14 protein-coding genes are annotated in these 11,957 nt (G+C 58.9%); 3 read left to right on the top strand and 11 right to left on the bottom strand.

Annotation, left to right across the window (positions count from 1 at the left end; all coding sequences use genetic code 11):
* Positions 1-8: 8 nt before the first annotated feature.
* The 3 genes from AC2FEB_RS04150 to AC2FEB_RS04140 are packed head-to-tail and all read left to right on the top strand — an operon-like array spanning position 9 to position 2,287.
* Complete coding sequence (locus AC2FEB_RS04150; protein WP_496883848.1) at positions 9-722, top strand: ABC transporter permease; 714 nt, start codon at positions 9-11, stop codon at positions 720-722.
* Positions 715-1,449: an ATP-binding cassette domain-containing protein gene (locus AC2FEB_RS04145; RefSeq protein WP_117869261.1), complete on the top strand. Its 735-nt coding sequence runs from the start codon at positions 715-717 to the stop codon at positions 1,447-1,449. The genes AC2FEB_RS04150 and AC2FEB_RS04145 overlap by 8 nt, the downstream gene beginning before the upstream one ends.
* A 22-nt stretch (positions 1,450-1,471) precedes the next feature.
* On the top strand, positions 1,472-2,287 hold the full coding sequence (locus tag AC2FEB_RS04140) for an ABC transporter substrate-binding protein (protein ID WP_496671752.1): 816 nt from the start codon (positions 1,472-1,474) through the stop codon (positions 2,285-2,287).
* Positions 2,288-2,335: 48 nt separating this feature from the next.
* Here AC2FEB_RS04140 and AC2FEB_RS04135 read toward each other — a convergent pair whose 3' ends face one another.
* From AC2FEB_RS04135 to AC2FEB_RS04085, 11 genes are all read right to left on the bottom strand, one after another.
* A complete protein-coding gene (locus tag AC2FEB_RS04135) occupies positions 2,336-3,208 on the bottom strand; it encodes a substrate-binding domain-containing protein (protein WP_496671755.1) in 873 nt (290 codons plus the stop codon).
* Positions 3,209-3,334, bottom strand: coding sequence for a hypothetical protein (locus AC2FEB_RS04130; protein WP_256369669.1), 126 nt, complete (start codon positions 3,332-3,334; stop codon positions 3,209-3,211).
* Positions 3,335-3,347: 13 nt separating this feature from the next.
* Entirely contained in the window at positions 3,348-4,610 is a 1,263-nt protein-coding gene (locus AC2FEB_RS04125) for a c-type cytochrome (RefSeq protein WP_496883847.1), read from the bottom strand.
* The gene (locus tag AC2FEB_RS04120; protein ID WP_496671762.1) at positions 4,611-5,807 is read right to left on the bottom strand and encodes a formate dehydrogenase subunit gamma; all 1,197 of its coding nucleotides are present in this window, start codon (positions 5,805-5,807) and stop codon (positions 4,611-4,613) included.
* 27 nt (positions 5,808-5,834) lie between these two features.
* Complete coding sequence (locus AC2FEB_RS04115) at positions 5,835-6,185, bottom strand: putative quinol monooxygenase (RefSeq protein WP_117869256.1); 351 nt, start codon at positions 6,183-6,185, stop codon at positions 5,835-5,837.
* A 109-nt stretch (positions 6,186-6,294) separates the two neighbouring features.
* Positions 6,295-6,888 (bottom strand): formate dehydrogenase FDH3 subunit beta, encoded by a 594-nt coding sequence (gene fdh3B / locus AC2FEB_RS04110; protein WP_010439472.1) that lies wholly within the window; start codon positions 6,886-6,888, stop codon positions 6,295-6,297.
* A 12-nt stretch (positions 6,889-6,900) separates the two neighbouring features.
* The gene (locus AC2FEB_RS04105; protein WP_496671766.1) at positions 6,901-9,795 is read right to left on the bottom strand and encodes a formate dehydrogenase subunit alpha; all 2,895 of its coding nucleotides are present in this window, start codon (positions 9,793-9,795) and stop codon (positions 6,901-6,903) included.
* A 105-nt stretch (positions 9,796-9,900) separates the two neighbouring features.
* Positions 9,901-10,089 carry a ubiquinol-cytochrome c reductase iron-sulfur subunit N-terminal domain-containing protein gene (locus tag AC2FEB_RS04100; protein ID WP_117869254.1) on the bottom strand — a complete coding sequence of 63 codons (189 nt, stop codon included), beginning with the start codon at positions 10,087-10,089 and terminating at the stop codon, positions 9,901-9,903.
* A gap of 57 nt (positions 10,090-10,146) precedes the next feature.
* On the bottom strand, positions 10,147-10,758 hold the full coding sequence (locus AC2FEB_RS04095; RefSeq protein WP_117869253.1) for a TorD/DmsD family molecular chaperone: 612 nt from the start codon (positions 10,756-10,758) through the stop codon (positions 10,147-10,149).
* A 4-nt stretch (positions 10,759-10,762) separates the two neighbouring features.
* Positions 10,763-11,344 carry a DUF3306 domain-containing protein gene (locus AC2FEB_RS04090; protein ID WP_496671770.1) on the bottom strand — a complete coding sequence of 194 codons (582 nt, stop codon included), beginning with the start codon at positions 11,342-11,344 and terminating at the stop codon, positions 10,763-10,765.
* Positions 11,341-11,895, bottom strand: a complete 555-nt coding sequence (locus AC2FEB_RS04085; RefSeq protein WP_299896325.1) for a DUF3305 domain-containing protein — start codon at positions 11,893-11,895, stop codon at positions 11,341-11,343. The genes AC2FEB_RS04090 and AC2FEB_RS04085 overlap by 4 nt, the downstream gene beginning before the upstream one ends.
* Positions 11,896-11,957: the final 62 nt, after the last annotated feature.

The following is an 11,957-nucleotide window of genomic DNA, read 5'->3' as shown; positions in this document are numbered from 1 at the left end:
GGAAAAAAATGCATGGATTTGCATCAGAATTCAATTCTGCGATCGCTCTGATCTTTGAGGGAGACCCAGAGCTTTGGGCGATTGTGCTGTTGTCCCTTAAAGTATCCGTGTTTGCGGTTCTGATTTCTGCCCTGATTGGCATGCCTGTCGGTGCTTCTTTGGCTGTGGCCCGGTTTCCGGGACGGCGGATGCTGATCGTTCTGATGAACGCCTTGATGGGGTTCCCACCCGTGGTTGTGGGGTTGCTGGTCTATCTGATGCTGTCCCGTTCTGGCCCGCTGGGTGTGCTCGAGCTTTTGTATACCCCGACGGCAATGATCATCGCTCAGGTCGTGTTGGTCACTCCTATTGTTGCCGCGCTGACCCGACAGGTGGTTGAAATGCTGGCCGAGGAGTACTCTGAACAGTTGCGATCACTGGGCGTGTCACGGCTTGCATCGGTCCCTGTGCTGCTGTGGGATGCACGGCTGGCATTGGTCACGGCCTTGCTTGCGGGGTTTGGGCGCGCCATTGCCGAGGTGGGCGCGGTGATCATTGTGGGCGGCAACATCAACCATGTTACGCGCGTGATGACCACAACCATCGCGCTGGAAACCTCGAAGGGAAATCTGGCGCTGGCACTGGCCTTGGGGGCAATCCTGATTGGGATAGCGGTGGCCGTGAACGCGATGGTGAGCGCGGTCAGCCTGCGCGCCGAACAGGAGGGGGTGCGCCATGCGTGACCTGCTCTGCGACATGGTGAATTGCCTGAAGGTCGAGAACCTGCAAATCCGCAGTAGTGGCAAGGCGTTGTTGGACGTCTCGTCATTGGTATTGGATGGGCCGGGGCCAACCTTGATCCTTGGCCCCAACGGTGCAGGCAAAAGCCTGTTGCTGCGCTGTCTGCACGGGCTGATCACTCCGGATCGGGGGCAGGTCGTCCAAGATGGAAAACCGCTTGGCGCGGCACAAAAAGCCCGCCAGGCCATGGTGTTTCAGAAACCGGTTCTACTGCGTCGATCAGTTGCGGCAAACCTTGACTTCGTTCTAAAGCGTCAAGGCATGGGGCGAACGGCACGAAAGGCCCGCATCGCCGAATTGCTGACCGAAGGCGGGCTGGACGGCAAGGCCAGACAACCCGCGCGATCATTGTCCGGAGGGGAAGCGCAGCGGTTGGCGATTCTACGGGCGCTGGCATTGAGCCCCGAGACTTTGTTTCTGGACGAGCCCACCAGCGCACTGGATCCAAGCGCGACCCAGATGATTGAACGAATGATATTACGGGCTTCGGCTCGAGCTGTGCGGATCGTGATGGTGACACATGATATCGGTCAGGCACGCCGTTTGGCCTCGGACGTGGTCATGATGCAGGGCGGACATGTCGTGGAACACGGTGCGGCAAAACAGGTCTTGGATTCTCCCGAAAGCGATGCGTCGCGCCGCTATTTGGCGGGCGGATTGGTTACCTGAAAAAGAGAAAGAGGAGAGTGTGATGTTCCGGAAACCAATTCGGGCAGCGGTGATAGCTTTGGGCCTGTTGACCAGCGCGGTTTCAGCAGAAGAACCATTTATTGTGGTGCAGTCGACAACGTCAACGCAGAACTCGGGACTGTTGGATTACATCCTGCCGTGGTTCGAAGCCGAATCAGGTATCGATGTCCGTGTTGTGGCAGTGGGCACCGGTCAGGCCATTCGCAACGCCATCAACGGGGACGGGGATGTTCTTTTGGTTCACTCCAAACCGGCTGAGGAGAAGTTCGTTGCTGACAGTTGGGGCGTGGAGCGGAAGGATCTGATGTATAATGATTTCGTTCTGATAGGCCCCAAGTCTGACCCTGCTGGAATTCGCGGCGGCACCGATGTGTTGGCCGCGCTCTCAAGAATCGCCGAGGCGGAAGTTCCGTTTGCATCTCGTGGTGACGACAGCGGAACGCACAAGGCCGAGCTGGGCCATTGGTCCGCGGCCGGGCTGGACCCTGCCGAGGCTTCAGGTGCTTGGTATCGCGAGACCGGATCTGGTATGGGGGCGACGCTGAACGTGGCCAGTGGAATGGATGCCTATACGCTGACGGATCGGGCCACGTGGTTGTCTTTTGGAAACCGGGGAAACCTTGGCGTTCTGGTCGAGGGGGATCCGCGCCTGTTCAATCAATACGGTGTGATCCTCGTGAATCCTGAAAAACACCCGCATGTGCGGGCAGCTGCCGGTCAACGCTTTATCGACTGGCTGACGGGGCCGGACGGGCAGGAGGCGATCGCGTCTTTCAGGCTGGACGGGCAGCAGGTGTTCTTTCCGAACGCCCAATAGCTGGCCTGCGGCAGAAGTACCATGACAAGGAACAAGGTGGGTGATGGTTCACCCGCTGGCACCGTTGTGGTGTATCGTGCCCAGGCCTGACAGGTCGTAGCCACCGAATTCACGGGCCCTTTGCGCAAATTGATCCGAGCGCAGCAGCGTTATCAGTTTTTGCATTGGCGGATCAAAATATGACCTGCGCCAAATCGCCAAATCCAGCCTCTCGGAATGGGTGGAGACGAAACCCAGATTGTAAAGCCCTGCCAAAGCACCCAACCCAAAGCCAACCTCGGCCTTTTGGTCGTGAAGGGCGATGGCCAGTTCCTCTTCGGTGCGTGCGCAGCCGGGGGTTACGTCCAGATCGTCTCGGCACATGCCATGTGCTTCAAGCTGTGTTTCGAACAGGCGTTGGCTGGCTGCACTGTCCTGACGCATGATTAGGCGGCGCGACTTGAGATCTTCGAATGTTCTGATATCCGATACGCCCGGGGCAAGAAGCAGCCCGCGCTTGCGCCGGGCGACTTCGTACAGGATCACCGGTGCTTCGCCAAGGGCGCCCCGAAGAGAGTCTTTGTTGAACCCTCCATCTTCGTGGATGTGCAACACCGCAGCCTGAGCGTTGCGTTCACTCAGCCTTGTCAGCCCGTCAAAAGAACCGTCGTAATAGGTGGCAAGCCCCGAACCGCTTTCGCGCAGCGCCCAGTCCAACAGGGGATCGTGGCTGCCGGCAACAATCTGGGGCAGGGGCGGTTCGGCAACCTGTGGACCGGATCGCGAAGCGTTGAGCCAGGCAAGAACCTCGGCGCGCGGGAACAGCAGTTTGCCCATGGCGCGCACGCAGGGCACCTCGCCTGACGAGGCGAGATCATAGGCTTTGCGCTCGCCAATGCGCAGCAGATCGGCCAGTTCGCGGGTGGTCAGGTATTGCGACATTCAGTCGAGGCGCACGGCAGAGCCGGACGTGGCGTCGGCGGCGCTGAATCCGATCTGCTCCAGCACAAAAGGCGCTGCTACTGCAATGACGACCATTGCGGCGACTGCGGCAAGAAAGGCTTTCATGGTCTCCTCCAGTTCAGTTCCGGGCACCCGTTGCGCGGCGCAGAAAAGCAATAAGATCCTGACGATCCTGAGCTGCCGTAATTCGCTGCATCGGCATCTTAGACCCCGGAATGTAATGGTCAGGCCCTTCGTCGAAAAGAGCATTTATTGTTTCGTCATTCCAAATGATGTCAGAGCCTTGCAGCGTGTCCGAGTATAAATATCCGGGCGACGTACCGGCCCGTCTGCCGAAAACCCCGTGTAAGGTAGGACCTGCGCGGCGTTCGCTGTCGGGTGTCAGGCTGTGGCAGATTGAACATTTGCGCGCGAACTGACGCTCACCATTGTCCATCTCGTCAGGGTTTTTGAGGAAACTCGGCTCTGCTGCCGCCATTTGTTGCTGGTCGGAAAAGGCGGTTACGGGCCAACTGTACATGGCCTCGTCTATTCCGCCCGCATGGATGTTTTCACCATCGACGGAAAAGGCCAGGGCCCAGACTGGCCCTCGCAACGTCGCGCGAAAATCCCGCGTGATACGCCATTCGGCGGTATCGATGACCATGATATAACCTTCGCCGTCACCCACGGCGAGAAGCCTGCGATCCGGGCTGAGTGCCAAGGCAAGGATGGGTCGGCGATCCAGCGTAAAATCACGTTCTTCACCCGTGGAAAGGTCCAGTATTCGGGTCACGCCATCAACAGCACCGTAAGCGATCCAGTTGTCTGGTTCATTCAGGACCAGTTCATTGATGCCGAACCCGTGTTCGATGAGACGGGTGATCTCTTGTCCACTCATCACGTCCCAGATGCGCAGCGATCCATCCATACCTGCCGAATAAAGCTGTGTGCCGTCAGAAGAAAACACCACGGCGTTCACACCGCTTCCGGTTGGCCCAAGAGTAGTGGGGCCGGTTCCGTTTACGGGCCACACCCCGATTGTTCCGTCCCAACTGGCGGTCGCAACGTGTGTCTTGGACGCTGCCAGACCAACGATCTTGCCCTGATGGCGCCCAACCACGTCGCCACCGGGCCACTTGCGCAGAGTGAAGTCATCTCCGGCGGAATAGATGGCAGTACCATTGAAGGCAACAGCGTTCACGGCGGCTTCATGGCCCTCCAGCCATTCGGGGTTCTGATCAACCCATAGCCCGACGGAATTGTCGAAACTGGCCGTTGCGATACGCCCGTCCGGGGCTGTGGCGATTCCCATGATTGGGCCGCCGTGCCCTTTGAGTGTGAAGAATTCGGCCAAGGCGGGCAGCGGGATCAGCGCCAGGGCCAGAACCAGCCCCCGCATCTATTCAGCGGGTGAGGCGGCGGCCTTGCCTGCCTCTTTTTCCTGAACTTCCTCCAGCCACAGCGAGTGGTGTTCGCGCGCCCATTGTTCTTCGACCTCGCCGGTGCCCATGGCGTCAAAGGCGCCCTCCATTCCGACAGAGCCGAGATAGATATGCGCCACGATGATCGCAATGAACACATAAGCCACCATCACATGCCAGACTTGGGCGTATTGCATCTCTTCCTGCGGCGACATCTGCACCGGCAGGTTCAGGCCCATCATTTGCGGAATACCGGTCGAATTGGCGATCTGGAAGGTTTTTGCAAACAAGGGCATCTCGAACGGGAACAACAGCGACAGACCCGACAGGCTAATCGATGCGCCCAGCAGGATGCACGCCCAGAAGATGATCTTTTGGCCCGCGTTGAACTTCTTTGCCGGCGGGTGGCTGTTCTTGGTGAACAATCCGCCGCCTGCGGCCAGCCATTTCAGATCCACGCGGTTGGGGATGTTATGGGCGATCCAGTTTACCGTGACGATGATCAGGCCAAGCATGAAGGCCCAGGCCAGATTGTTGTGCAGCCACTTGCAACCTTGCGCAATGGTGGCAAACCCTTCCTTCCCGAACAGCGGGATCAGGAAGTCACGCCCGTAAAGCGTCAGCAGGCCAGTTGCACCAAGGATCAGGAACGACCCCGCAAAAAGCCAATGACCAAACCGTTCAAACCCGTTGAAACGCGTGACCGTACGGCCGGTTTTTTCACCGTCGATGCGTATTTTGCCACGGATCAGGAAAAACAGCAGGATGATACCCAGCATCCCGGCAACGATATAGGTGCCGTATTCGCGTAGTGGCCCGGTGCGGAAGTTCAGCCACCACATGCCGCCATCCTGAATCAACACGCTCGCCGCAGGGCCATGCGACGACACCGTCACATCAGCCGAGCCGTAGCGCAATGCGCGGTATACGTCGCTGTCCGAGGCCACGCCGCGCGTGCCAAGCTGGCCCAGCAACCCCTCTGCATTGCCCTGACCGGTATTCTCAGAGCGATATCTGTTGTCGACATTCTCACCACGTTGCCGGGCAAGAATATCTTCCAGGGTTGTCGCTCCGCCGGTCGAGGTGCGCTCATCCGCCGTGGGTTCAGAGGTCTCTTGCGCCCATGCGGCTCCGGTTAGAAAAATCGAAACGAGCAGGTACTGAATCAGGCGCATAGGGGTATCCTCCTGTGCATTTTCATATCAGCGGTCAAATCCACCGATTTGCTGGTGAAAAACGGCGCCGACTGGCGTGAGTGCTTCGCGAAGATCATCCTTGGCCGGACCATAAACGTCCAATCCCACTGGCGTCAGAAGGGCCAGAAAACGTTCAGCAAAATGCGCACCGAAATTCTGCATATGTATCATGGCATCTTCGGAACTGGCGTAGCGTTCGAAGATATGGACGGCCGAACCGGTCATGTGCCATTCATAGCTTCTGGCGCCGGTCTCCTGCTGCGTGGCCGCGACCATCTCTGCCATAAGCGCTTCGAACTCACCCTTTTTATCCAGATCTAGGTCAAGTTTCAGCAGCCAGTAAACATCATTGGTCATGTGCGCCTCTAAAATAGATTGTTGTGCCAATGCAGGAAACGGATCCCTGCTCGAAGCATCCGGAAAGCCTCCCGCACGTGGCGGGAGGCCATTTTTCTAAGGCCGGGTTTTACCCGTCTTTCTGGTCGTAGGCAGTACCCCAACCCCAGGCGCCCGAGCCGAAACCGCGCGCCACGACGCGTTCACGGTAAACTGCGGACACCACGTCGCCGTCACCAGCGAGCAGGGCCTTGGTGGAGCACATCTCGGCGCAGATGGGCAGTTTGCCCTCGGCGATCCGGTTGCGACCATATTTGGCGAACTCTGCGGTCGAATGCGTTTCCTCGGGGCCGCCGGCACAGAAGGTACATTTGTCCATCTTGCCACGCGATCCGAAGTTACCAGCCTGCGGGTATTGCGGCGCGCCGAATGGGCACGCGTAGAAGCAATAGCCGCAGCCAATGCACAGGTCCTTCGAGTGCAGGACGACCCCTTCTTCGTTTTGATAGAAGCAGTCGACAGGGCAAACCGCCATGCAGGGCGCGTCGGAACAATGCATGCAGGCCACCGAAATAGAGCGTTCGCCCGGATTACCGTCATTGATCGTCACCACCCTGCGGCGGTTGATGCCCCAGGGCACCTCGTGCTCGTTCTTACACGCAGTTACGCAGGCGTTGCACTCGATGCAGCGTTCAGCGTCGCAGAGAAACTTTGCTCTAGCCATTTATCGTCCTCCTTACGCTGCCGAGATCTTGCAGAGAGTCGCTTTGGTCTCCTGCATCTGGGTCACTGAATCATAGCCATAGGTCTGGGCGGTGTTGGAACTTTCACCCAGCACATAGGGGTCAGCGCCTGCGGGGTATTTGTCCCGCAAATCCTGACCCTGGAAATGGCCGCCGAAGTGGAATGGCATAAACGCCACGCCGGCACCGACCCTGTTGGTCAGCATCGCCATCACCTTGACCTTGCCGCCTTCGGGACCTTCCACCCAAACCTGCGCCCCGTCCCGAATACCAAGGTTGTTGGCATCGCGGGGATTGATCTCGACGAACATGTCCTGCTGCAGTTCAGCCAGCCATGGATTAGACCGGGTTTCATCGCCGCCGCCTTCGTATTCGACCAGACGACCTGACGTGAGGATTATCGGATAATCCTTTGAAAAGTCGTTCTTTTGAATTGAGGCATACAAGGTCGGCAGACGATAGGCCTGACGGTCCTCGTAGGTCGGATAGTCCTCCACCAGATCGCGCCGGTTCGTATAGAGCGGTTCGCGATGCAGTGGGATCGGATCCGGGAAGGTCCAGACAACCGCGCGGGCTTTGGCGTTCCCGAAGGGCGCACAGCCATGGGCGATTGCAACCCGCTGGATACCGCCGGACAGGTCGGTTTTCCAGTTGGTCTCTGGTCCTGCCACGGCATCAATCGCCGCGCGTTCCTCAGCCGTCAGATCGCCATCCCAGCCAAGGTCCATCAGCATCTGCATCGTGAATTCAGGGTATCCATCCTGAATTTCGGATCCGACGCTATAGACCCCTTCGGCCAGCAGGTTGTCACCATCGCGTTCCACACCGAAGCGGGCGCGGAAGGTCAGGCCGCCTTCGGCCACCGGTTTGGACATGTCATAGAGGTTTGGTGTCCCCGTATGACCCATCTCGGCGGTGCCCCAACAGGGCCAGGGCAGACCGTAATACTCGCCGTCGTTTGGTCCACCAATGGCTTGCAGCGTGGTTCTGTCGAACGTGTGCTGGTTGGCCATGTGGCTTTTCAGGCGTTCCGGCGACTGACCGGTATATCCGATGGTCCAGAGGCCCGAGTTGAACTCACGCGTGATGCTTTCAACATTCGGGGTTTCCGGGTCTTCCATCTCGATATTGCGGAAGAGCCGATCCGCCCAGCCGAACTTGTTGGCGAACTTGGCCATGATGACCTCGTCCGGCAAGCTTTCGAACAGCGGATCTACCACCTTATCACGCCATTGCAGCGAACGATTCGAAGCCGTGACCGAGCCCCGCGTTTCAAACTGTGTGCAGGCCGGCAGCAGGTAAACGCCATCGGTGCGGTCATGCAGAACGGCAGAAACGGTGGGGTACGGGTCGATTACCACCAGCATGTCCAGCTTTTCCATTGCCGTCTTCATTTCCGGGCCCCGCGTTTGCGAGTTCGGCGCATGACCCCACAGAACCATGGCGCGGACGTTGTTGTCCTGATCCATGTTCGCCGGATCTTCCAGAACACCGTCGATCCAGCGGGAGACCGGAATGCCACGCTCATTCTGCAGCGACTTATCCTTGCCTTCCTTGTCCTTGATCGACGCGAACTGACCCGCCAGCCATTCAGGCTCTTCACCCCAGACACGTGCCCAGTGGCCCCATGCTCCCTTTGACAGGCCATAATAACCGGGCAGGGTGTGGGACAGAACACCTAGGTCCGTTGCGCCCTGAACGTTGTCATGGCCACGAAAGATATTGGTGCCACCACCAGAGGTGCCCATGTTGCCGAGCGCAAGCTGCAGCACGCAATAGGCGCGGGTGTTGTTGTTGCCGTTGGTGTGCTGTGTACCGCCCATACACCAGACGACCGTACCGGGACGGTTGTTCGCCATCGTGCGGGCAACACGCTTCAGCTGCGACCCCGGAGTACCGGTGACGCGTTCCACCTCATCCGGGTTCCACTTGGCAACTTCTTCGCGGATCTGATCCATGCCCCAGACGCGGGTGCGGATGAACTCTTTGTCTTCCCAACCGTTGTCGAAGATGTGCCACAGGATACCCCAGACCAGCGCAACATCTGTGCCGGGACGGAAACGGACATATTCATCCGCATGGGCCGCTGTTCGTGTAAAGCGCGGGTCGCAGACGATCAGCGGTGCGTTGTTCTGCTCTTTTGCGCGCAGAATATGCAGCAGCGAGACGGGGTGCGCCTCGGCCGGATTGCCGCCGATGATGAAGATCGCCTTGCTGTTGTGCATGTCATTGTACGAATTGGTCATGGCGCCGTAGCCCCATGTATTCGCAACGCCAGCAACAGTGGTCGAGTGGCAGATACGGGCCTGATGGTCCACGTTGTTCGTGCCCCAATAGGCCGCGAACTTGCGGAACAGATAGGCCTGTTCGTTGTTGTGTTTCGCGGAACCCAACCAGTATACGCTGTCTGGCCCGGATTCTTCGCGGATACTCATCATGCCGTCGCCGATCTCGTTGATCGCCTCTTCCCAGCTGATGCGCTTCCACTCTCCGCCTTCCTTTTTCATCGGATATTTCAGGCGGCGTTCGCCATGGGCGTGCTCGCGAACCGATGCCCCTTTGGCGCAGTGTGCACCCAGGTTGAACGGGCTGTCCCAACCGGGTTCCTGCCCGATCCAGACACCGTTCTGCACTTCGGCAACGACCGTACAGCCGACCGAGCAGTGGGTGCATACGGATTTGATGTTTTCAACGGCGGTGTTCGCCGCTGTCTGGGCACTGGCCGGCGTCACGGTTCCACCCGTGGCGCTGATCGCGGCAAGGCCGCCGATCGTCAGGCCCGAGCCACGCAGGAATGCGCGGCGATCGACGGTTTTCTCGCCGACCTGGGACAGGATACTTGTCCGCTGGGGGCGTCTCGCAACCCCGTTGGTCTTTTTCCTAAGCATTTGTTTCCTCCCTTGCGCGCCGTGTGTGCCACGGCTGGCTTGGTACTGCTGAAGCCGACGTCGGGGCCAATCGCAACCGTCAGTCGGGTGTGAAAACGTCCGATCCTAGAACCGGGTGCTTTCGATGTAGGCGCGTGTATGCGCAGTATCCTGAATGCGGGTATCGTCGGTCGGCAACTCGGCCGCTTCGGCTTTCCCGGTCAGGCTGGCGGCGGCAACGGCAGCAGGTGCTGCGGTTCCGGCCAGTTTGAGGAAGTCGCGGCGTGTGGCGCCTTCTTCCTTGGTCTTGCTCATGGGCTCCTCCTGTCCCAATTGCGGTTTGGTGCCCATTGGACACCGGCGATTTGCGGGTTACCCCGCCGTCATCCGGAATGCTTCGCGCTCGATCTCCATGAAAACCCGACCGGCGGTGCCGACGGATGCATAAAGAACCGAGTTCTCGGCGGCTTCCAAATCTGAATAGAAATGCGTGGCCCAGGGGCCGATATGTTTGTTCCAGAACGCTTTCTGGTCTTCCAGTGAGGCCGGGGTGCCAAAACGCCCAACGATCATTCCGGCCATCATTTCCATCAATGATGCGATGTTGTCCTCAGGCTCAAACACGTTTTGGGCACGTGTGATCCCACGTACCGCCATGTCGTTGCGCAGCTGTGCCAAGGGTTTTTCGTTCAGGAAACCCGTCAGGTAGAAGCTGGCATAGGGCAGCAATTCGCCCCGACCCAAACCGATGAACAATGCATTGAATTCCCGCTCGGCCCCGGCGGGCTTGGTGACCTTGGCGACCCGCGCCATGGCTTGAATGGCCTGGCCCAAGTCAGTGTCATCGCCGCCCAGACCAGCCAACTGATCCAGCAGCATCTGGTCGGGCGGGCCGGCCAGCAGCAAGCCCAGAAAGTTGTAGAAATCCGCGCGCAGGCGATCCTCGGTTGAAACGTCCAGAGCATGCGCGTCACTTGCGGTCATTCGGTCATCCTTCAAATTCAAATATCATTCGACGTGGTGCCGGGGGAAGGTCGAATTCCTCCGGCTCTTCCGCCCGAGCGACTGAAACCGGCTCGGGTACTAGATCGGGTTCGACCGGCGCGGCCTCGGGTTCAGTACGCGTATCGGCTTCACTTTCAACGACATCGTCTGTTGTTTCTTCTGCGTCGGCCGCCAGTGCTTCGATATGCGCCAGCATGCCTTTGCCAACTTGATAGGCGGTCTGGATGTTTTCGATCACGCAGGCCGCATCGGTATAGTCCTCGCCATAATCAACCAGCCCGTCGACATTGGCCAGAACCGGGTTCAACCGCCACAGCCGACGAAGGGCGCGGCGACGCAGGCGATCTGGCACGGCCTTGGCCATAAAACCCGATACATCATCGCCGGGCTGCAACATGTCCGGATCGGGTAGGTCAAACTCAGCAAGAATGTCCGCGTCAGTCTTTTCATCCAGCTCCGCTTGCTGAGCCGCGATCACTTGGTCTTCCGCAACCAGAACCTCGGCTTCGGCTTCAGCCTGAACAGCGGCCTTTCGGCGCGACCAGAAATCACGCGGCCGCGTCATTGGAACACCTTCCTGGGGGCGCGGTAAACGTCCGATTCCTGCCTGATACGCGCGTCACCTTTGCCGTCTTCCACCAGATCGGTCCGTTTCTTATCGCGGCGGCGCTTGACGAAAACTTCGTGCTGATGATGTTTCAGTGTGAAATCCCGAACCCAGGCGATCAGCCCTTCGGTCATCGGGATTTTCTCGACAATTTCTTCGCCGGTATCCGCATAGTCCTGCCCTTCGAACGGAGAGGCGGTGATCAGAACTGCATTCAGGGGCGTGTCACCCTTCAGTTCGTCTCGCAGCACAAGGTATAGCGAAGGCTGTCCATCCGACAGGTTGACCATGTAGGCTTCGGTTTCATCTGCCCAGAGCGTCAGCGGCAGGGTGGCGGCGTGATACTCGACCGCATCGCCTTCACGGCGCAGCTCCTGCCAGTTGGCTGCTCCTGCGCCGGGTAAAAGGGCAACGGCACGCCAGTTCCACCGGGCCCAACGTGTGACCCCGGGTGTCTTGCGCACGATGACGCCAACCGGCATTTCAGTCTGGCTTGCGGCCTTGGCCACTGGCTCCTCCCCGAAAGGCTCTCCCCTGCCTTTGCAAGTCCACTATGGTACACAAACTGGCT

This window comes from Ruegeria sp. YTSC106, from assembly GCF_059609765.1.
Note: the sequence above shows the minus strand (reverse complement) of the source record. Positions and strands in the feature narration are given on the sequence as shown.